At 63.5% G+C, this 20697-nt stretch carries 22 protein-coding genes and 1 pseudogene; 16 read left to right on the top strand and 7 right to left on the bottom strand.

Annotated elements, in window-relative coordinates; translation table 11 throughout:
* Positions 1 to 17 precede the first annotated feature (17 nt).
* The 3 genes and pseudogenes from ASD02_RS19620 (at position 18) to ASD02_RS19630 (ending at position 1989) form a co-directional block, all read left to right on the top strand.
* Positions 18 to 752, top strand: coding sequence for a transporter substrate-binding domain-containing protein (locus tag ASD02_RS19620; RefSeq protein ID WP_025427934.1), 735 nt, complete (start codon positions 18 to 20; stop codon positions 750 to 752).
* A 62-nt stretch (positions 753 to 814) separates the two neighbouring features.
* Positions 815 to 1534, top strand: coding sequence for an aminoacyl-tRNA hydrolase (gene pth / locus ASD02_RS19625; RefSeq protein ID WP_025427935.1), 720 nt, complete (start codon positions 815 to 817; stop codon positions 1532 to 1534).
* 3 nt (positions 1535 to 1537) lie between these two features.
* Positions 1538 to 1989 (top strand): annotated as a pseudogene (locus ASD02_RS19630) (GNAT family N-acetyltransferase).
* Positions 1990 to 1992: 3 nt separating this feature from the next.
* Here ASD02_RS19630 and clpS read toward each other — a convergent pair.
* Positions 1993 to 2304 (bottom strand): ATP-dependent Clp protease adapter ClpS, encoded by a 312-nt coding sequence (gene clpS / locus ASD02_RS19635; RefSeq protein ID WP_025427937.1) that lies wholly within the window; start codon positions 2302 to 2304, stop codon positions 1993 to 1995.
* Between the two features lie 204 nt (positions 2305 to 2508).
* Between clpS and ychF the strand changes: the two genes are divergently transcribed.
* Positions 2509 to 3612, top strand: a complete 1104-nt coding sequence (gene ychF / locus ASD02_RS19640; protein ID WP_057208775.1) for a redox-regulated ATPase YchF — start codon at positions 2509 to 2511, stop codon at positions 3610 to 3612.
* A 150-nt stretch (positions 3613 to 3762) separates the two neighbouring features.
* Here ychF and ASD02_RS19645 read toward each other — a convergent pair whose 3' ends face one another.
* Entirely contained in the window at positions 3763 to 4869 is a 1107-nt protein-coding gene (locus ASD02_RS19645) for a hypothetical protein (RefSeq protein WP_063978380.1), read from the bottom strand.
* 252 nt (positions 4870 to 5121) lie between these two features.
* Between ASD02_RS19645 and ASD02_RS19650 the strand changes: the two genes are divergently transcribed.
* From ASD02_RS19650 to ASD02_RS19660, 3 genes are all read left to right on the top strand, one after another.
* Positions 5122 to 5574 (top strand): MaoC family dehydratase, encoded by a 453-nt coding sequence (locus tag ASD02_RS19650; RefSeq protein WP_025427940.1) that lies wholly within the window; start codon positions 5122 to 5124, stop codon positions 5572 to 5574.
* Positions 5574 to 6044: a MaoC family dehydratase gene (locus ASD02_RS19655; RefSeq protein ID WP_025427941.1), complete on the top strand. Its 471-nt coding sequence runs from the start codon at positions 5574 to 5576 to the stop codon at positions 6042 to 6044. The genes ASD02_RS19650 and ASD02_RS19655 overlap by 1 nt, the downstream gene beginning before the upstream one ends.
* 265 nt (positions 6045 to 6309) lie before the next feature.
* A complete protein-coding gene (locus ASD02_RS19660) occupies positions 6310 to 6522 on the top strand; it encodes a hypothetical protein (RefSeq protein WP_025427942.1) in 213 nt (70 codons plus the stop codon).
* 6 nt (positions 6523 to 6528) lie between these two features.
* On the opposite strand, the gene ASD02_RS19665 is transcribed toward ASD02_RS19660, so the two are convergent.
* The gene (locus tag ASD02_RS19665) at positions 6529 to 7074 is read right to left on the bottom strand and encodes an adenine phosphoribosyltransferase (protein ID WP_025427943.1); all 546 of its coding nucleotides are present in this window, start codon (positions 7072 to 7074) and stop codon (positions 6529 to 6531) included.
* A gap of 202 nt (positions 7075 to 7276) precedes the next feature.
* Between ASD02_RS19665 and ASD02_RS19670 the strand changes: the two genes are divergently transcribed.
* Together ASD02_RS19670 and ASD02_RS19675 are read left to right on the top strand one after the other, a co-directional pair.
* Positions 7277 to 7462 carry a DUF1059 domain-containing protein gene (locus ASD02_RS19670; protein ID WP_025427944.1) on the top strand — a complete coding sequence of 62 codons (186 nt, stop codon included), beginning with the start codon at positions 7277 to 7279 and terminating at the stop codon, positions 7460 to 7462.
* 381 nt (positions 7463 to 7843) lie between these two features.
* Entirely contained in the window at positions 7844 to 8149 is a 306-nt protein-coding gene (locus ASD02_RS19675; protein WP_025427945.1) for a hypothetical protein, read from the top strand.
* A 108-nt stretch (positions 8150 to 8257) separates the two neighbouring features.
* Here the strand turns inward: ASD02_RS19675 and ASD02_RS19680 are convergent, their stop codons facing one another.
* The 3 genes from ASD02_RS19680 to ASD02_RS19690 are packed head-to-tail and all read right to left on the bottom strand — an operon-like array spanning position 8258 to position 10766.
* Complete coding sequence (locus tag ASD02_RS19680) at positions 8258 to 9517, bottom strand: CCA tRNA nucleotidyltransferase (RefSeq protein WP_025427946.1); 1260 nt, start codon at positions 9515 to 9517, stop codon at positions 8258 to 8260.
* Positions 9514 to 10146, bottom strand: a complete 633-nt coding sequence (locus ASD02_RS19685; RefSeq protein WP_025427947.1) for a CoA pyrophosphatase — start codon at positions 10144 to 10146, stop codon at positions 9514 to 9516. The genes ASD02_RS19680 and ASD02_RS19685 overlap by 4 nt, the downstream gene beginning before the upstream one ends.
* A complete protein-coding gene (locus ASD02_RS19690; RefSeq protein ID WP_057221064.1) occupies positions 10143 to 10766 on the bottom strand; it encodes a DUF1285 domain-containing protein in 624 nt (207 codons plus the stop codon). Before ASD02_RS19690 ends, ASD02_RS19685 begins: the two co-directional genes overlap by 4 nt.
* Positions 10767 to 10961: 195 nt before the next feature.
* On the opposite strand from ASD02_RS19690, the gene ASD02_RS19695 reads away from it, so the two are divergent.
* From ASD02_RS19695 to ASD02_RS19725, 7 genes are read left to right on the top strand one after another with little or no spacing between them, the layout of a single operon-like run.
* Positions 10962 to 11975 (top strand): MoxR family ATPase, encoded by a 1014-nt coding sequence (locus ASD02_RS19695; RefSeq protein ID WP_025427949.1) that lies wholly within the window; start codon positions 10962 to 10964, stop codon positions 11973 to 11975.
* Between the two features lie 3 nt (positions 11976 to 11978).
* Positions 11979 to 12899, top strand: a complete 921-nt coding sequence (locus ASD02_RS19700) for a DUF58 domain-containing protein (RefSeq protein ID WP_025427950.1) — start codon at positions 11979 to 11981, stop codon at positions 12897 to 12899.
* Positions 12896 to 15703, top strand: coding sequence for a DUF4159 domain-containing protein (locus ASD02_RS19705; RefSeq protein ID WP_025427951.1), 2808 nt, complete (start codon positions 12896 to 12898; stop codon positions 15701 to 15703). The genes ASD02_RS19700 and ASD02_RS19705 overlap by 4 nt, the downstream gene beginning before the upstream one ends.
* A gap of 10 nt (positions 15704 to 15713) precedes the next feature.
* A complete protein-coding gene (locus ASD02_RS19710) occupies positions 15714 to 17783 on the top strand; it encodes a membrane protein (protein ID WP_025427952.1) in 2070 nt (689 codons plus the stop codon).
* Positions 17780 to 18253 (top strand): GNAT family N-acetyltransferase, encoded by a 474-nt coding sequence (locus tag ASD02_RS19715; protein WP_038576313.1) that lies wholly within the window; start codon positions 17780 to 17782, stop codon positions 18251 to 18253. Before ASD02_RS19710 ends, ASD02_RS19715 begins: the two co-directional genes overlap by 4 nt.
* A 54-nt stretch (positions 18254 to 18307) precedes the next feature.
* Positions 18308 to 19510 (top strand): cellulase family glycosylhydrolase, encoded by a 1203-nt coding sequence (locus tag ASD02_RS19720; protein WP_025427954.1) that lies wholly within the window; start codon positions 18308 to 18310, stop codon positions 19508 to 19510.
* Complete coding sequence (locus tag ASD02_RS19725; protein WP_025427955.1) at positions 19510 to 19932, top strand: GNAT family N-acetyltransferase; 423 nt, start codon at positions 19510 to 19512, stop codon at positions 19930 to 19932. The genes ASD02_RS19720 and ASD02_RS19725 overlap by 1 nt, the downstream gene beginning before the upstream one ends.
* A 13-nt stretch (positions 19933 to 19945) precedes the next feature.
* Here ASD02_RS19725 and ASD02_RS19730 read toward each other — a convergent pair whose 3' ends face one another.
* The gene (locus tag ASD02_RS19730; protein ID WP_057221065.1) at positions 19946 to 20503 is read right to left on the bottom strand and encodes an N-acetyltransferase; all 558 of its coding nucleotides are present in this window, start codon (positions 20501 to 20503) and stop codon (positions 19946 to 19948) included.
* Between the last annotated feature and the right edge of the window lie 194 nt (positions 20504 to 20697).

Genomic DNA, 20697 nt, shown 5'->3' on the forward strand with positions numbered 1-20697 from the left:
GCGCGAAGGAGCAAGGCGTGAAAGAGCTGATCCTGGCATTGTTCCTCGGCCTTTCCACCGCCGCCGAAGCACAGACGATCAAATTCGTCACCGAGGACTACCCGCCCTACAACTTCTCGACTTCGAGCGGCGCAAGCGGCGCCTCGGTCGAGCAGGTAACCGCGATCATGGAGGGGCTGAAGCTTCCCTATACGATCGAAGTCCTGCCCTGGGCGCGGGCCTACATGCTGGCAGAAACCGATGCGTCCTATTGCGTCTTCACCACCGGCCGCAACACCGAGCGCGAAAAGCTGTTCCAGTGGGTGCAGCCGCTGCTCGTCGACCACATGATCATGGTCCGGCGCAAGGGATCTGACACCGCCCCCGGTTCGATCGATGCGGCAAAGCGGTTCACCATCGGCACCCAGCGGGAAGATTTTTCCGCCACCTACCTCACGGAACACGGCTTCGAGAAGATCGACTATGCGACCAATCTCGATTCGACGCTGAAGAAACTGATCGGCGGCCGCATCGACCTGATGATGACATCGGAGAAGACCTTCGAAAGCATGCGTGCCGAGGGCAAGCCCGTCGAGGCGGCATTGATGCTGGAAGGAGAATATTACGGCATCGCCTGCCATCGCGACATGGACAAGGAAACGGTCGAGAAGATGCAGCGCGAACTCGACCGCCTGATCGGCAACGGCACCCAGGATGCGATCTTCGATCGTTACGGCGTTCGGCCGAGCGGAAGCGAACAGGCAACGAAATAAGGATTGACTCTGATGGCGTTTCGCGCTCGTGAAGCGGGGAAAGCCCGACGGAGCGTAACGACATGCTGATCATTGCAGGACTTGGCAATCCAGGTTCGAAATATGCCTCAAACCGCCACAATATCGGTTTCATGGCTGTCGACGTCATCCATCGCCGCCATAACTTTTCCTCCTGGTCGAAGAAATTCAAGTCCGAGATCGCCGAGGGTGAAATCGGCGGCGAACGGGTTCTGCTGATGAAGCCGCAGACCTTCATGAACCTCTCCGGCGAGGCGGTCGGCGAAGCCATGCGCTTCCACAAGCTGCATCCGAAGGATATCACCGTCATCTATGACGAGCTGGATCTGCCGGCGGCAAAAGCCCGCATCAAGGTCGGCGGCGGCCACGGCGGCCACAACGGCATCAAATCGATCGACGCCCATTGCGGCAAGGAGTATCGCCGTCTGCGGCTCGGCATCGGCCATCCTGGCGTCAAGGACCTCGTCCACGCCCATGTGCTCGGCGATTTCGCCAAGGTCGACCAGACCTGGCTGGTGCCGCTGCTCGACGCCATCGCCGACAATGCCGACATGCTGGTGCGCGGTGAGGACTCGCAGCTTCTGAACAAGATCGCGCTTGCGACCGGCGGCAAGCCGGACGAGGACAAGCCGCAGGCGCAAAAGAAGCAGGGCGCGCAATCCCATATCCATCAGGCGCGCAATTCGGCTCAGCCGAAGAAGCTGCCTACGAGCGGTCCGATGGCCGACATGCTGAAGAAGCTGTTCGGCCCCAAGGGCGACTGACAGGTGTCGCCCCTGCCCTTCGCGATCCGTGCGGCATCGGCAGACGATCTGCCGGGACTTCTTGCGCTTTATGGCGAACTGAACCCGGACGACCCTTCGCTCGACACAACCCTCGCCACCGATCGCTTTCAGGCAATCCTTGCACAACCCGGCATGACGGTCTTCATCGGGTTTGCCGGCGATGTCGCCGCCGCATCGGTCACGTCGGTCGTCGTGCCGAACCTGACGCGGGGCGGCGCACCCTACGCTCTCATCGAAAACGTCGTCACTTCGGCCGCCTTTCGCAAGCGCGGCTTTGCCCGCGCTTTGATCCTGCATGCCATCGGCGATGCGTGGGCGCCGGCTGCTACAAAGTCATGCTGCTGACGGGGTCGAAGGATCCCGCGACGCTGCGTTTCTACGAAAATTGTGGCTTCCGGCAGGACAAGACCGGCTATCAGATCCGCCGCCCCTGACCGTCACTCCTCCGGCTCGGTCATGAACATCAGCGGGAAGCCGGCATCCTTGGCGAGGTCGGTCGCCTCCTTTGCCTTGGTCTCGGCGATATCGCGCACGCAGACGACAACGACGGAAACCCCCATTTTGTGCGCCGTCATCATCACCCGGTAGCCCGCCTCCTCGCTCATATGGAACACGGCCTTCAGTACCATGACGACGAAGTCGCGCGGCGTGTAGTCGTCATTGACGAGAATGACCTTGTAGAGCTTCGGCCGCTCCAGCTTCGGTTTCGGCTTCAGCTTCGGTTTTGCGGCAAGATCGTCGTCACTCATCGGAAATCCACCCGTTGATGACAGGAAGGCGGTCGCGGTTGGCCATCCGGCCCCAGGACGCTGCCACTCAATATCGTACGCCAGACACCGCCAATCAAGCAAAAGCCCGCTCCTTCACCGCGCCGAAACGCGCGAAGGCTTGACCGTTCGGCTCCTTTATCCCATAGCCACGCCCAACGAATTCGAGAACGACAGGTTTTAGCCATGGGCTTTAAATGCGGTATTGTCGGGCTGCCGAACGTCGGCAAGTCCACCCTCTTCAACGCACTCACCAAGACGGCGGCGGCTCAGGCTGCCAACTATCCGTTCTGCACGATCGAGCCGAACACCGGCGAAGTCGCGGTTCCCGATCCGCGCATGCGCAAGCTGGCCGACATTGCCAAGTCGAAGGAAATCATCCCGACGCGCATCTCCTTCGTCGACATCGCCGGCCTGGTGCGCGGCGCGTCGAAGGGTGAAGGCCTCGGCAACCAGTTCCTCGCCAACATCCGCGAAGTGGATGCGGTGGTGCACGTGCTGCGCTGCTTCGAAGATGACGACATCACCCACGTCGAAGGCCGCATCAACCCGGTCGCCGATGCCGAGACGATCGAGACCGAGCTGATGCTCGCCGACCTCGACAGCCTGGAGCGCCGCACCGAGCAGACCCGCAAGCGCGCCGGCGGCAAGGACAAGGATTCGGTGGCACAGCTGCCGATCATGGACGCGTCGCTGAAGCTGCTGCAGGACGGCAAGCCGGTGCGCACGCTGCTTGCCAAGCTTGATGCCGAAGAACTGCGCATTCTGCAGGGCCTCAATCTCCTGACCGCCCATCCCGTGCTTTACGTCTGCAACGTCGCGGAAAGCGATGCCGTCGACGGCAACGAGCACACCCGCGCGGTTGCCGAAATGGCAAAGACCCAAGGCGCTGAAAGCGTCGTGATTTCGGCGGCGATCGAATCCGAAGTGGCGCAGCTGCCGGAAGAGGAAGCCAAGGAGTTCCTGAGCGCGCTCGGTCTCGAGGAGGCTGGTCTCGACCGCCTGATCCGCGCCGGCTACAAGCTGCTCGATCTCATCACCTATTTCACGGTCGGTCCGAAGGAAACGCGCGCCTGGACGATCCCGCGCGGCACCAAGGCACCGCAGGCCGCCGGCGTCATCCACACCGACTTCGAGCGCGGCTTCATCCGTGCCAACACCATCGCCTTCGACGATTACATTGCGCTCGGCGGCGAAGTCGGCGCCAAGGAAGCCGGCAAGGCCCGCGACGAAGGCAAGGAATATGTCGTCCAGGACGGCGACGTCATCCACTTCCGCTTCAACACGTAAGACAATGAGATGAGGCGCGCTTCACGCGCGCAGCCATTGAAGCATGTCGCGCAAAAGTGTGCTGCGGTTTTGCGATAACGACATGCGCAAAGAACAAGAGCTTAAAGCGCAGAAAGCGATCTGAAAGATCGCAACGCGCGTTACCCGATATTACGGCGCGGCATGCAACCGCGCCGTAATCATTTCCGGCAACAGGTTCATGACAATGCGCCGCAGCTTCTGCCAGAAAATGCCGATGAAAAGCACGGTGACGCCGACCTCCGCGAAGGCAACGAAGACGTAGTTGTCAAGCGACGCGCCGGTCTGGTTGAGCATCGTCCAGATCGCGCCTCCGAGCGACAACAGCCCTGAAGTGACGAAGGCGCGGCGGTCGATGACCAATCCGACCAGCATGAACAGGGCAACGATCAGAATGGCGGCAATCGCCTGGCCAAGCCCGGCCTGCCCGTCCCACCACGTGCCGCGGCCGTTCGACACGAAGACCAGACCGATCAGCGAGTAGAGCAATGCGGGCGCGGCGGCCAGATGCAGCCAGAACGCCGTATCGGAGCGCGCCGTCACACGCTGTGGATCGGAAACGTCGTAGCGCATGGCGGTCGCAAAGAGACCCAGGGCTCCGACAAGAACGGTGAGCGCGAGAAGCATGAAATGGTCGTCGTTGGCGAGGTCGATCCCCAAGCTCCTCTCGAAGGCAAGAAGGATCGCGACCACGCAGATGAGTGCGACCGACACCATCAGACCGGCCAGCGCCAGCGGAACGCGATAGCGCCAGTAGAACAGACCAAGCGGGATCGGGAACGCTGATAGATAGGCGAGTGCAAAGACCATCGGCTTCCAGGCATCATCATGCTCGCTCACGAACAACAGTGACGTCGTCCCGACCCAATGCACGAGAGCAACCGTCAGCGCCACCGACGGCAGCGCCAGCCGCTGGCGCCGCACCAGGATTTCCGCGAGCCCAAGAATGACCGGCAGCGTTACGAATGGGCCGCCCAAGCCCCAGAGGCCGATCAGCACGACAACGACGCCGATCGTGATCAGGATATCGTGAAATCCCCTGACGAACCGCGGCTGTTCGCTGTCTTCGGCGGCGCGGGCATCGAACGCCGCATCGTCCCGGTCGGCGGCAGCATCCGGTGCCACCGGCCCGAAGCTGATGCCACGGTCAGCGAGATAGGCTTCGAGATCGCTCACCTGACGGGCAGAGATGATCCCTTTTTCGGCAGCGCCTGCGAGCGCCCTGTTCAGTTCGGTCACGAGCATTCCTCAATCAAAAGCCGGTCGATACACCCATAAATCAGGTGGTTGCATGAACAATCGGCATGCGCAACCTGGAAATTCCACGATACGGTGGCATCAACCGACACGAGAGCGCCACAGGTCAGAGATGACGAATGAGGCACGCTCTAACGTTTGAAAGCCACTGCTTAATTTCCCGCTTAAATCGATTCCGGTTTGAGAAATTATGCAGTACGTAAAGCGTCAGCAAATCAGACGGGACAACTCAGCATGCTGTATTTCGAGGATTTTTCCGAAGGGCGACGCTTCGACTACAAGCCGGTCGAAATGAAGCCTGCGGACATGATCGCCTTTGCCCGTGAATTCGACCCGCAGCCGATGCATCTCGACGAGGAAGCTGGCAAACTCAGCATCCTTGGCGGCCTCTCTGCCTCCGGCTGGCACACCAGCGCCGTCGGCATGCGCATGATGCTCGACGCCTTCATGGGCCATTCTTCGTCTCAAGGCTCTCCCGGCATCGATTTCATGGACTGGAAGAAGCCGGTGATAGCAGGCGACGTGCTCACCGGTTTCAGCCAGGTGCTCGAAGCGCGCCGGTCGAAGTCCAAGCCGAGCCTCGGCATCGTCAAGTTCCGCAACGAAATCGTCAACCAGACCGGCGAACCGGTGGCGGTTTCGGAATGTACCGTGCTCTTCCGCTGCCGCGACAAAGGTCAGAATTAATGATGACGATGGAGGAGTTTTACGCCACCGGTCGCAGGACCGTCATCGGCACCCTGGCCTTTACCGCCGAGGATATCGTCCGCTTCGCCCGTGACTTCGATCCGCAGCCGTTCCACCTCGACGCGGAAGAGGCTCGGCATTCGCTGTTTGGCGGTCTATGCGCCTCCGGCTGGCACACCGCGGCCGGATGGATGCAGTGTTTCGTCCGGTTCTGGAAGGACGAACAGCGGCGGCTTGCGGCCGAAGGCCTGCACGCGCCACGGCTCGGCCCCTCGCCCGGCTTCCGGGATCTGAAATGGCTGAAGCCGGTCTATGCCGGCGATACCGTGACCTATGCCGTCACGTTCCTCGAAAGCCGCACGCTCGCTTCGCGGCCGGGCTGGCGGATCAACACGATCCTCTGCGAAGGCGAAAACCAGCACGGCGAGGCGGTCATCCGTTTCGAAAGCAAGGTCATCGAGTTCGTTTAGCCAGGGCATCTCCAGGAAAAACGCCAAGAGGCTTTCAGTCAAGAAATGCTTGGAAATAAAGAGATAGAGCGTTTCCGTAACTCCGGTTAACCCGGAAACGCTCTGTTGAGCGACCGTCGCCCGTCCAAACGACGCGCGTCCCCGTTATTCCTTAAATCAGGAACGATTTGGGCGTAAAATCCGTTCGGACCTTCAGAGTTCCGCGCCAGTGGCCGAAAGGCCAGCACGCGTGGGAACTTCGACAGAAAGGAACGGAGGGCTATCGATGGAAAAGACCCATGTTCGCGAACTGGCGGAGGAATATCTTCGCCTCGGCGGCCACCGGCGCGTGGCCATCGACGATAACGAAACCTCGATCAGAAGCTGGGAAGACGAACCGCCGGAAGCCGACGCCTTCTGGCGGAAAGAGGTGGAAACACTGACGCCGGCAACGCAGCGCGAGGTGCAACTGATGCTGCCGACGATCAACCGCGCCTGAGCGGTGTCAGTGACCTTCGAATTCGATCAGCGTGCGGACATTGACGCCGAGCGCCTCGAGTCTCTTGCGGCCACCGAGTTCCGGCAGGTCGATGACGAAACAGGCCGCGACGATATCGGCGCCCATCTGCTTCAACAGCTTGACGGCCGCTTCCGCTGTGCCGCCGGTCGCGATCAGGTCGTCGACCAGAATGACCTTCTCCCCCGGGCTGATCGCGTCCTTGTGCATCTCCATCTCGTCGACGCCGTATTCGAGGCTATAGGCGATGCGCACCGTGTCGTGCGGCAGCTTGCCCTTCTTGCGGATCGGCACGAAGCCGGAGGAAAGCTGGTGGGCGATCGCGCCGCCAAGAATGAAGCCGCGCGCCTCGATGCCGGCGATCTTGTCGATCTTGGTACCGGCATAGGGGTGCACCAGTTCGTCGATCGCACGGCGGAACGCCCTGGGATTGCCGAGCAGGGTGGTGATATCGCGGAACATGACGCCCGGCTTCGGATAGTCCGGAATGTTGCGGATGGCGGCGATCAGTTCCGATTGAACGGTAGTGGTCATGGGCAAAGAAGGCCTTTGTGTCTCTTGTTACCGCAAACCCATAACACCATCGACCCGCATGTCTATAACGGTTTCTGCCGCACGGATGGCTGGAACAATTTGGTCGTGCCGGGGGTTGATGCTACGCTGAGGCCCATGGCACGCGGAGGAGATGCGCGCGCCGCATGCCTCACGTTGAGCCCACATCGGAAGGAGGAACATCATGCGCCTGTTTGAATGCGGTTCTCTTGTCCCGGGGTGCGAATGGCACACCCGCGCCGATAACGACGCCGAAATCGTCCGCCGCGTGGTGGAACACATGCGCCAGGCCCACGGTGAAACGATGATCCGCGAAAACATGATCGATAACATCAAGGCCCGCATCGTCGAAGAAACCAAGGCCGCCTGACGAAACTACATCTACTCCGAACGCGCGCGGGTCTTGCAATGACAACGCCCGCGACGCGTGCCGTTTGCCCTGACACCGAATGATGGTGCGTCGCATCGAACCGGTGCGAGGGACCAAGTCTGTCCCGGCGAGCCGCCCGATCTGGATTTTCAGGCCGAGTTGACCGTGACCGTCATCCAGGTCTGGATCTGAGGCACACGGCACCGCATTCGCCGATCCCTATGCTATGGCAATGACGCGAAGGAAGATTTGACCCGCGCGGTGCTCACGCTCTATAGCACGTGGCCTGTTGTCCTTACCTGTATGGCGATCTCTTGCGTTTACCGGTGGGCTGCGCCAACGTCTCATGCCCTCATTCTTTTTAACTGGCATTCGGAACCTATGAACGACAAAGTTTTTGACACTTTGACCGGCATGTACTTCACGGTCGACGATCCCGATGGAAGTTACGGCACGGGTCAAGTTATTCGCCTCGCTGCCGAAGGGATTTACTTCATTCGCTTCGACGGCAACGAGGTAATGCTGCCTCTGGAGCTCGTATCCATCGGCGAGATGCTGCAGACCACCGACGAAGAGTACAAGCTCTGGCGGTTCTTCGACACGCTCGAGGAAAGGGACAAATGGATCGAATGGCTGGACGCCCCATCGAAGCCACGGGTCGTCTCGCTGGTGAGGCCGACCAAGTAACAGCCTCTCGGCTCCCTCGCTCTACGAGCCCACAGCTTGCTCAATACCGGCAGTTGGTGCCAGGAAAGATCGGTCATCTACCTCTAACATGGTCGCGCGCCACGCGCTTTACGCGCGCGGCACCATCGTCTCGAGGCGGGCGACAAGGTTTGCCCGGTCGACACTGAAATTGCGGTCTACCCACAGGGCCTCCAGCTCACCGAGGATCTGGCCGACGCGAGGCCCGGCGGGGATGCCGGCCTTCAGCACATCGGCGCCCGTCAGCGGGAAGCTCGGGCGCTTCCATGCCTCGGTGCGCGTCAAGAGGCGCTGGAACGCCGCCGTCTCGGCAAGCAAGGCCGGATCGTTTTCGGACTTGCGTCTGGCCGAGGCGAGCGCGAGGCGAAGCCGGACGGAAATCCCCTCAGCGCCGTGGCGGTAGAGCAAGCGATCGAGCGCCGCATCCACAGTCTTTGCCGGTAGCGCTGGCGCATTCGCAAAGCGCGAAAAATACGCTGCCTCGGCCTTCGACAGGCGCAGCCGCGCGGCCATGGCTTCGAGCCGATCTTCATCCGGCGGCACGATTGCCGCAAGGCGCAGCAGTGGATCCGGTGCCCAAGAAAAGGCCTTCTCGGCAGCAACCAGTTCCGGAATGGCGTCGATGCCCCATTTCTCGGTCTCGGGCAGGATTTCGGTCAACACGCCCGCCTGGCGCATCCAGAGCAGCGCCCGGCCCGGGTCCTCGGCTGAAAGCAGCTTCTTCGTCTCGGCCCAAACCCGCTCTGCCGAAAGTGTCGACAGCTTGGAACGCGCCTGGGCGCAGGCCCTCAGGCCATCGGCATCGGGGCGACCGTTGCCGTAATGGGCGAAGAAGCGGAAGAAGCGCAGGATGCGAAGATAATCCTCGGCCACCCGCTCGGCAGCATTGCCGATGAAGCGCAAAGTGCGGGTCTTAATATCGGCAAGGCCGCCGACGTCGTCCACGACCTCGCCCTCATGGTCCGCGTAGAGCGCGTTGATGGTGAAGTCGCGCCGCTCGGCATCCACCTTCCAGTCGGTTCCGAACGCAACTTCAGCGCGGCGCCCGTCGGTCGCGACATCGCGGCGCAGCGTCGTCACCTCATAGGGCGTACCGTCGATGACGAGCGTCACCGTGCCGTGGTCGATGCCTGTCGGTACCACCTTGATGTCGGCTGCCTTGGCGCGGGCAACGACCTCGTCTGGATGCCAGGTGGTGGCCATGTCGACATCGCCGGCCGGCACCCCCATCAGGCTGTTGCGCACGGCGCCGCCGACGACGCGCACCTCCCCGCCCTCGACATTCAGGAGATCGAAGACGCGACGAAGGGATGGAGCCGAAAACCAGCTCTCACCGGCAACCGAGGTCATGCATAAAGCCTTTCATAAAGCATTCGGACGATGCCGGCGGTGATACCCCAGATATTCCTGTCGCCATAGGGCATGCGATAGAAATGCCGGTCTTCACCCTGCCAGTGGCCGCTTCCACGCCCATGGTTTCCGGGGTTCATGAGGAAGGACAGCGGCACTTCGAAGACGCTTTCGACCTCGTCGGGGTTGGGCACCAGCTCGAAGCCGGGCTGCACCACCGCCAGAACCGGCGTGATTTTGAAACCGGACAACGCCATATAGTGCGGCAGTCGTCCGATCGTCTCGACGAACCGCGGGTCAAGACCGATCTCCTCCTGCGCCTCGCGAAGGGCGGCGGACTCGATCGAGCGGTCCTCCGGGTCGACCGCGCCGCCGGGAAACGCCACCTGGCCGGAATGCTTGCGCAGGCTTGCGGTCCGCTGGGTGAAGATGACATGCGCATCCTCGCCGTCGTCGACCACCGGCACCAGCACGGCCGCATCCTTCAGATGCAGGGTTTCAAGATGCGGCACGATACTGGGATTGAGCAGGAAATCTCCGTGTTCCCGCCACGCGCTTTCCACTGGCCCGCCCATCTGGGTCAGGGCCCGGCGGCGAAATTCGTCGGCAGAATAGGGATGCCGGTTCATCGCGACAGCGCTTCCAGTTCGGCAGCCTTCATGATCGGGAAGATGGACCCACCCGAGCGCACGCAGAACATCTCGACGCCGTCGACCACCACGGTCTCGCCGAGTTCGACGAGATCGTACATGACGGGCCGGGAAACCAGCGCCTCGAGCCGGCCGCGCACGTGCAGGTACGGCTTCAGTTCGCGGTTCTCGCCATGAATGACAAAACGCAGGGCATGCTCCGGCCTGGCCTCGACAACGTCACCGACATTGGTGCGAAAGGTCAGCCCCTGCACGCCGTCCGCCTGCGTCACGCTCATTTCGACGGCAACGAAGGGCGCGTCGACGATGCGGATCGCCACCTTTTCCACAGGCGTCACCAGATAGGTGACGCCATCCTCGTCCTTGCGCAAAACTGTGGAGAACAGCCGCACCAGTGGCTGCCGGCCGATCGGCGTGCCCAGATAGAACCAGGTGCCGTCGGCGCGGATTTCCATGTCGATATCGCCGCAGAACGGCGGATTCCAGCGCTCCACCGGCGGCAGGCCACGCGTGCGGTCGCCCGTCTGGCCGGCCGCACGCGCGATCAGGGCCGCCAGTCCGGCCGCGTCCCCGGTTCGCTGAATTTCGGCTTCTGCCATCGTTCCGTCCCGATTGGCCCCGATTTTGCACCGGAGGCGTGTATGTCGTCGCGAGATGCGGCGTGTATGCTGTCACGAGATAGTGCGTCTGCGGCGACTTGTCAGCCGTCAGCCAGGGTCTAAATTGGAATAAGGCAACTGAAAATCCCCCGCGGGGCGATTCGGTTCAACAACGGGCGACCGGGGAGTACGACCATGAGTGTGATGAAGGGCGCCACGGAAGCGACCGACGAAAGGGCGATCGTTGCCGCGGCGGAAAACGCGCTCGCGGAGATCGCGCTCGTGCGGGCCGAAGTCGGCAAGGTCATCTTCGGTCAGGAGAACGTGGTCGAGCAGACGCTGCTTGCCGTTTTGTCCGGCGGCCACGCCCTTCTCGTCGGCGTTCCCGGCCTTGCGAAAACCAAGCTGGTCGCGACGCTCGGCACCGTTCTCGGCCTTGATTCCAGCCGCGTGCAGTTCACGCCCGACCTGATGCCATCGGACATTCTCGGCTCGGAAGTGATGGACCAGGATGCCGCCGGCCACCGCTCCTTCCGCTTCATCCCCGGTCCGATCTTCACGCAGCTGCTGATGGCCGACGAAATCAACCGTGCCTCGCCGCGCACGCAGTCGGCGCTGCTGCAGGCGATGCAGGAGTATCACATCACCGTTGCCGGAGCCCGCAAGGACCTGCCGCAGCCGTTCCACGTGCTGGCCACCCAGAACCCGCTGGAGCAGGAAGGCACCTACCCCCTGCCGGAAGCCCAGCTCGACCGCTTCCTGATGCAGGTTGACGTCGGTTATCCCGAGCTTGCCGCCGAACGACAGATCCTGCTTGAGACCACCGGCGTCACGGAGGCCTCGGCCCGGCCGGTGATCGACGCCGCCCGCCTGCAGCAGATCCAGAGCCTGATCCGGCAGATGCCGGTCGGCGAGAAGGTGGTCGATGCCATCCTTGATCTCGTGCGCTCCGCCCGCCCCGGCAACGGCAATGCCGCCACCGACAAGAACGTCGCCTGGGGCCCGGGTCCGCGCGCCGGACAGGCGCTGATGCTCTGCGCCCGCGCCCGTGCGCTCTACGACGGTCGCCTGGCGCCGTCGATCGACGATATTCTGGCGCTCGCCGAGCCCGTTCTCCAGCACCGCATGGCGCTGACCTTCGCTGCCCGTGCCGAAGGCATGACCGTGCGCGATGTCGTCGCCGAGCTGGTGAAGCAAGCCAAGGGATAAAGAATGGCCTCCATCGGGCACATAGTTGCGCGTACCCCCGCTGGTGAGGTTCTTTCCCGTGCGCAGCAGCGCGCGATGCTCGTTCCTGACTGCCTGGTCGAGGCCCGCCGCATCGCCAATACGGTGATCTCCGGCTGGCATGGGCGGCGCAAGCGCGGGATCGGCGAGAATTTCTGGCAGTTTCGCCCCTATAGCGACGGCGAAAGCCTGTCGCGCATCGACTGGCGCCGTTCGGCCCGCGACGACCATACCTATGTGCGCGACCGCGAATGGGAAGCGGCCCACACCATCTGGCTCTGGGCCGACCTGTCTCCGTCGATGATGTACAAGTCAACGCTCGGTTCGGTGTCAAAGGAAAGCCGGGCCCTGGTCTTGATGCTGGCGCTCGCCGAAATCCTCGCCCGCTCCGGCGAACGCATCGGATGCCCCGGCGTGATGGAGCCGATCTCCGCCCGCAACGCCGCCGAACGGCTGGCAACCGCGATCATGCTGAGCCCGCTCTCCGAAGGGCTGCCCGAGACGGGGATGATCCGCAGCGCCAGCGATCTCGTCTTGATCGGCGATTTTCTCGATCCGACCGACAGGATCATGGAGCGGCTGGGCCCGCTCGCCCGCCGCGGCCTGCGCGGTCATGTCGTCGAGGTTGCCGATCCGGCGGAGGAAGTCTTCCCCTATGCCGGGCGGACTGAATTCAGCGACCCGGAAACCGGCCAGAAACTGACGGCCGGCCGCGCCGAGGTCCTGCGCGAGGACTATCAGCGCGCCTACCTCGCCCGCCGCGAAAGCCTCGGCGTCACGCTGCGCCATCTCGGCTGGACCTTCACGCCGCACAGGACCGATCGGCCCGCCTCCGAGGCGCTGGTTGCCGTCCACATGTATCTGTCCGGCATGCCAGGACGCGCTACGCATGGAGGCCAGCTATGACCGGCCTTCCCTTCCTCTTCGCCAATCCGGCACTCTTGGCAGCCCTGATCGCTTTGCCGGTGATCTGGTGGCTGTTGCGCATGACGCCGCCGAAACCGGCGGCCGAAGTGTTCCCGCCGTTGCGCATTCTCGCCTCCGTGTTGAAGCGCGAGGAAACCCCATCGAAAAGCCCGTGGTGGCTGACCCTGCTGCGCATGCTGATGGCGGCCGCCGTCATCCTCGCGATCGCCGATCCCGTCGTGAACCCGCGTCAGAACACACTTGCTACCGGCGGCCCGCTGGCGATCGTCGTCGACAACAGCTGGGCAACCGCCACCGACTGGGAACAGCGCGTCGATGCCGTGAGCACGCTGATTGACGACGCGGAAGCGCGCGACCTTGCAGTCTCCATCGCCTTCACCGGTGATCGCCAGCACGACGCCACGCCAGGCTCGGCAGCAACCGCGCGCAACAGGCTTGCCGCTGCCGCCCCCATTCCCCTTGCCGTCGACCGAGCCCAGGCGATAGCCGCGCTGAAAACCGCATTTGAGGGCACGAATCCCGGCACGCTCGCCTTCGTCAGCGACGGCATCGAGGCTGCGGATCAGAAGACGATGGCAGCGCTTGCTGACGTGGGAGCTGCCGAACTGCGGGTCGTCGAGGCCGATGGTAGCCGCACCGTAGCGCTGACCGATACCAGCAACGGCTCGACCGGCATGTCGGTGACGGCAACGCGCCTGCGCAAGGACGGCGCGCTGACCCTGCCGATCGTCGCCTACGATACGCGTGGGCGCGCGATCGCCGATGGACAGATCGCCTTCGCCTCGGGCGAAGGCGTTGCCAAGGGCAGCATCGAAGCGCCCTTCGAACTGCGCAACGACTTTGCCCGCATCGGCATCGAGAATGCAGCGACCGCCGGCAGCGTGCATCTGCTCGACGATGGCTTCCGCCGTCGCCGCGTCGCCCTGCTGAGCGGCGAGGCCCGCGACCTGTCGCAGCCGCTGCTATCGCCGCTCTACTACATCAACCGTGCGCTCACCCCCTATGCGGATCTCGTCGAACCGCACGAGACGGATCTCGCCGTCGCCATTCCGGAACTGTTGGAGCAGAAGCCGTCCGTACTGATCATGGCCGATATCGGCCGGCTGCCGGAGGAGATTTATCCGAAGCTGTCGAAGTGGATCGATAATGGCGGCATGCTCATCCGCTTTGCCGGCCCGCGGCTTGCCGCTGCCCCCGCAGACGATCCGCTCGTGCCGGTGACGCTGCGCCAGGGTGAACGCGCGCTTGGCGGCGCGCTGTCCTGGTCCGAACCGCAGCCGCTTGCCGACTACCCCGGAAACAGCCCGTTTGCCGGCATGGCACGCCCGACAGACATTCTCGTCAAGCGGCAGGTGCTGGCCGAGCCGACCTCCGATCTTGCCGAGCGCACCTGGGCAAGCCTTGCCGACGGCACGCCGCTGGTAACGACCTCAGCTCACGGCGCCGGTCGCATCATCCTTTTCCATGTCAGCGCCGAGGCCACCTGGTCGAACCTGCCGATCTCGGGCGATTTCGTCGAAATGCTTCGCCGCAGCGTCCAGCTTTCGCGCGGCGGCGGCGTTGCCAACGAGGGCAAGGCGCAACAGCAGACGCTCGCGCCCTATCGGCTGCTCAATGCCGACGGCGTGCTCGTGGCCGAGACCGGCAACGCCCGGCCGCTCGACGTCATCCCCGGCAAGGTGCCGGTCGCCACACCGGAAAACCCTCCGGGTCTCTATGGCTCCGAAGACGGTTTCACCGCGCTCAACCTGCTGCCACGCAATGCCGAGCTGCAGCCGATCGACATGACGGCCGCCGGCGCTCACACCGCCCAGCAACTGGCCGGGTCCGAGAGCTGGTCGCTGAAGCCGGCGTTGTTCACACTGGCCCTGCTGCTGCTGCTCGTCGACGCGCTGATCGTGTTGTTCATGGGCGGGGCCTTCTCGCGGCTGCGCGCAGCAAAGGCCATGACCGCGGTCCTGTTGCTGGCGGCAAGCGCCTTTCTCGTTTCGCCGCCGGATAGTCTGGCCGATGACAGTCGACCGGAAGACGCCGCCATTCTCGAGCGCCTCGACACCACGCATCTGGCCTATGTGGTGACCGGTGAGAGTGAAGTCGACCGCCTGTCCGAGCGCGGGCTGACGGGGCTCACCGACTTCCTCACCTATCGCACCACGCTGGAGCCCGGCACGCCCGTCGGCCTCGATATCACCAAGGACGAGCTCTCGTTCTACCCGATCATCTACTGGCCGGTCTCCGCCTCGGCGCCGATGCCGAGCCCACAGGCCGTCAGCCGCATCGACGCCTATATGCGCGCCGGCGGCACGGTGCTGTTCGACACGCGCGACCAGTTCTCCTCGCTCGGCGCGTCATCCGGTGGCACCAGCCCCAACACCGAGAGGCTGCAGGCGATCCTTGCCAACCTCGACATCCCGCCGTTGGAGCCGGTTCCTACCGACCACGTGCTGACCAAGGCCTTTTACCTGCTGGCGAACTTCCCAGGCCGTTATACCGGCAGCCCGCTCTGGATCGAGGCGCAGCTCGACAATCGCGAAGAGCCAAGCAACCGCCCAGCGCGCTCGGGCGACGGCGTGACGCCGATCATGATCACCGGCAACGACTTTGCCGGCGCCTGGGCGGTGGACGCCAATGGCGTCGCGCTGCTGCCGACGGTGCCGCCGGACGAAATGCAGCGCGAATACGCCTTCCGTTCCGGCGTCAACATCATGATGTATATGCTGACCGGCAACTACAAGGCCGACCAGGTGCACGTGCCGGCCCTGCTCGAACGGCTCGGACAATGAGGGCCGATCGATGACCGCCGACTTCTCGCCTTTCATCCCCTGGCCCTATCTGGCGGTGCTTGCCGTTGCAGCCGCAATTCTGGCTGCGCTTGGCATCTGGCGCGGCGTGCGCGGAGCCTGGGTGCGTGCCGCAGCCCTTGCCGCCTTCTGCCTGGCACTGGCCAATCCGATCCTCTTCCAGGAGGAGCGCGAGCCGCTGTCGACCATCGTCGCTGTTGTCGTCGACCGCAGCCAGAGCCAGGACTATGCCGGCCGGCGCGAGCAGACCGACAAGGCGCTTGCCGATCTCAAGGACCGGCTGTCGCGCTTCCCGCAGATCGAGACCCGCATCGTCGAGGCTGCCGACAGCGAAGAGAGCGAAGCGCCATCGACGCGGCTCTTCTCCGCCTTGACCTCCGTGCTTGCCGATGTGCCGCCGGCACGGGTCGGCGGTGCGATCTTCATCACCGACGGCCAGATCCACGACGTCCCCGATATCAACCAGAAGCTCGGCTTCGACGCGCCGATCCATGGGCTGATCAGCGGCAAGCCGGATGAGTTCGACCGCCGCATCGAGATCGTCAGCGCGCCGCGTTTCGGCATCGTCGGCGAACAGCAGAAGCTGTCCTTCCGCGTCGTTGATGACGGTGCGGCACCGGGCGGAACCGCGCAGGTGACCATCCGCCTCAACGGCAACGAGATCGCAACCGAAGTGGTCGAGCCCGGCACTGACGTGCCCTTCAGCTTCACCGTGCCGCGCGGCGGCAACAACATTCTCGAATTCGCGGTCAACGGCGTCCCCGGTGAAGTCACCGAGACCAACAATCGTGCCGTCCATGTGCTCGACGGCATCCGCGAGAACCTGCGCGTGCTGCTCGTCTCCGGCGAGCCGCATGCGGGCGAGCGCGCCTGGCGCAATCTGCTGAAATCTGATGCCGCCGTCGATCTCGTGCACTTCACCATTCTGCGCCCGCCGGAAAAGCAGGACGGGACCCCGATCAACGAGTTGTCACTGATCGCCTTTCCGACGCGCGAACTGTTCGTGGACAAGATCAGCGAGTTCGACCTGATCATCTTCGATCGCTACCAGCACCGCGGCGTCCTGCCGATCCTCTACTACGACAACATCGCGCAATATGTTCAGAACGGCGGTGCGCTGCTGATCGCCGCCGGTCCCGAACATGCCGGCAACGATTCCATTGCCGCAACGCCCCTGTCGGCCGTGCTGCCGGCAAACCCGACCGGCGTGATGAATGAAAAAGGCTTTTACCCCCGCCTGTCGGACGAGGGAAAGAAGCATCCGGTCACCCGTGGCCTCGAAGGTGCGGCAAGCGAACCGCCGCAGTGGGGCCGCTGGTTCCGCACCGTCGACGTCGACAGGCCGCTCGGTCAGACCGTGATGGAAGCGGCTGACGGCAAGCCGCTGCTGGTGCTGAACCGCGTCGGCAAGGGCCGTGTCGCCATGCTGCTGTCCGACCAGGGCTGGCTCTGGGCGCGCGGTTTCGAGGGCGGCGGTCCGCACGTCTCGCTCTATCGCCGCACCGCCCATTGGCTGATGCAGGAGCCGGCGCTGGAAGAAGAAGCGCTGACCGCGCGTGCCGCCGGCCGCACGCTGGAGATCACCCGTCAGACCATCGAAGGTGACCCCGGCCATGCGACCCTCACCTACCCGTCCGGCAAGACCGAGGAGCTGACGCTCGCCCAGCGCGAGCCGGGTCTTTACAGCGCCGAAATCAAGACCACGGAAACCGGCCTGTTCGAAGTCGCCAACGACGAACTGACGACGCTTGTGCATGTCGGCAATGTCGACGCACCGGAGTTCAGGGCGGCGATCTCGACCGAGGACAAGCTGCGCCCCTGGGCTGACAAGACCAAGGGGCTTGTGCGCCGGCTGGCAAGTGCCGATGGCGCCATCGACCTGCCATCGATCCTGCCGGTGCGCGGCGCCGTCCGTGTCGCCGACGACCAGCGGCTGTCGCTGCGCATGACGGATGAAACCGTGCTCAGGGGCATCAACTCGCTGTCGCTGTTTACCGGTCTCTTCGGCCTTGCCGTCCTGCTCTTCCTGATATCGGCGACCTGGTACCGCGAGGGTCGATGACCGATCCGAGCGTCGCCATCAGCAACCTGCGCGATGTGCCCTATTTCGCCGATGATATCGCCGACCGTGTCTGGCGGGCCTGGTGGGAGCCGCGTGGCTTTCCGCTTGGCCATATCGCCGAACTGGTTGCCGGAAGCCTTGGCGACCACCACATCCCGTTTGCCATCGTCGCCCATCGCGGCGCGACCTTCATCGGCACCGCATCGGTAATCGAATCCGATCTCGACGAGCGGCCGGCACTTCGTCCCTGGGTCGCGGCGGTCTGGGTAGAGCCGACCTTTCGTGGACTCGGCATCGGCGCGAGCATCGTTCGCCATGCCGCGGACGCGGCTTTGGCCACCGGCGTCGAGAGCGTGCATCTCTGCTCCTTGCCGGAGAAGCGAGCATTCTATCAACGCGGCGGCTGGCAGCTCGACGAAAACGATGTGGGTGAAAGCCGGCTCGACGTCTTCAGCATGCGCCGTTCCTGATTTAGGCCACAATGACTGTCGAAATCGCAGGGATAGTTTTTAGGAGCCCTGTACATGCGTTTGATCGTCTCCTCCCTCCTCGCTCTCACCGTAGCCGGTTCTGTCGTCACCGGGCCCGCTCATGCGGCCGATCTCATCGGCTTCTGGGACAAGCCGCAGCACGGCGGCAACAGCTTCAACCGGCTGCCGCCGGACGAGGCCTATTTCAAGGCGCTGTCCGGTTACGGCGCCACTTGGGTCCGGCTCTCCTACGACAAGTGGAAGCCGGCCAAGCGCGATTATCTGATCGGCGATGCCGACAAATACGAGGGCATTCCTGCGGCCGACCTTAAGATGCTGAAGGAAACGCTCGACCGGGCCGACAAGGCCGGGTTGAAGGTCGTCATCACTCCCCTGTCGCTGCCCGGCATGCGCTGGTCGCAGAACAACGGCAACAAGTTCGATGGGCGCATCTGGCAAGACAAGGCCTGGTGGGCTGAGGCCGCAAGCTTCTGGCGCGATCTCGCGCGCGAACTTAGGGATCATCCTGGCGTTGCCGCCTACAACATCATCAACGAACCGGCGCCTGAAAAGCAAAACGGCCTTGCCGAGCATGCCGACAGGAAGGCGATGCTCGACTGGTATGCCGGCAAGAAAGGCAGCGCATCCGACCTCGTGGCCTTCTACGAAACGGTCATCGCCGCAATCCGCGAGGTCGATCCGGCCACCCCGATCATGGCCGACGCCGGATGGTACGCGGCAGCCGACGGCTTCACCTATTGGCCGTCGGGCCTCAGCGACCAGAAGGTGGTCTACAGCTTCCACATGTATGAGCCCTACGCCGCGACGAGCGCACCCAACATGAAGCGCGAGAAGCCCTATACCTATCCCGGCAAGGTGCCCTTCGGCGAAGGCGATGAGGACTGGGACAAGGCGCGGGTCGCATCCTATCTCGACCAACCGGTGCAATGGGCGAAAGACAAGGGCATACCGCTCAATCGCGTCGTTGCCGGCGAGTTCGGCTGCATGCGCCGCTGGACCGGCTGCAAGGCTTACCTCGAAGACGTGCTGACGACGCTCGACAAGAACAGCCTGCACTGGGCCTTCTACAGCTTCCGCGAAGACAGCTGGGACGGCATGGACTACGAACTGGGATCGAAGAAGGTCCACTGGAAATACTGGGACGCGATCGACGCCGGCACGCCGGATCCGGTCAAGCGCACGGCGACACCGGAATTCGAACCGATAGCCAAACGGCTGGCAAAGGAGGAGCAGTGATGTTCGAGATCACCGACGCACCGCCGGCCGAAGCACTCGAGGCGATCGGCAACGGGCTGACGGCGTTCAACGCCGCCGATGTCGGCCCATCCGAGCGGCGGCCGCTGGCAGTGCTCGTCGGTGGACCCGATGCGGCGGGCAAACGCGGCGGCCTCAGCGGCTACACCGCCTGGGGCTGGTTGTTCGTGCAATGGCTGTGGCTACCGGAAGACCTGCGCGGACAGGGCCTTGCGGGCAAGCTGCTGACGGCGGCCGAGGAAGAGGCCATTCGTCGCGGCTGCCACGGCGCCTGGATCGACACGTTCAACCCGCAGGCGCTGCGCGCCTACAAGCGCCAGGGCTATGAGACCTTCGGCGAGTTGCCCGACTTTCCACCGGGCCGCAGCCGCGTCTTCCTGAAAAAGCTGCTGGTTTCGCAGTAAGGCCCGAAGGCCATCAAACGGCAAGCGCCAGTTCGATATCGGCCAACTCGGCCGCGTCCTGGGCGGCCGCGTCGTCCCGCCAGCCGATGACGCCGGCAAGGCCGGCGTGAACGCCTTCAGCCATCGGCACCACCAGCACCCGTGCCGGATCGACCGGGCCCGGAAATTCCAGTGCGGCGTAACGGACCTTTTCAAAGCCGAGCGGCTGATAATAGGGCGGATCGCCGACGAGGATGACGGCCTGCGACCCCTTCCGCCGTGCCGCCTCCACGGCGATGCGCACGAGTTCCCGGCCGATGCCCATGTTCTTGTGCGACGGCCTGACAGCAAGCGGTCCAAGCAGGTGGCCCTTGATCGAACCGGCCATCACAGGCGTCATCCTGACCGAGGCGATCGTCCCGCCATTGTCGGCGCAGATGAAGGACAGCGACCGATCGTGCGGCCCCTGCTCGCGAATGCGCGCAGCCGCCCGGGCAAACCGGCCGGGGCCAAAGGCTTCTTCGTTGATGATTTCGATGGCTGCGTCATGGGACGCGTCTTCGGTCAGGTAGACGAGGTCGTGCTTTTTCATGGGATCAGGAACCAGGCATACGAACGGACATGGGGATGGCGTCACCCGAAGAGGGCGTTGGCAGCATCAGCGTCGTCGCAGGTTTCCCGAGAAGGTCATGAGTACGGTTCGTTCCGGACACAGAGAAATTTTCTGAAATCGCCGATACCAGAAAATTGCCCGATGTCAAAGCCCAAAACGCACTGTTCAGAAAT

The organism is Ensifer sp. Root1252, from assembly GCF_001425885.1.
Taxonomy (GTDB): domain Bacteria; phylum Pseudomonadota; class Alphaproteobacteria; order Rhizobiales; family Rhizobiaceae; genus Ensifer; species Ensifer canadensis.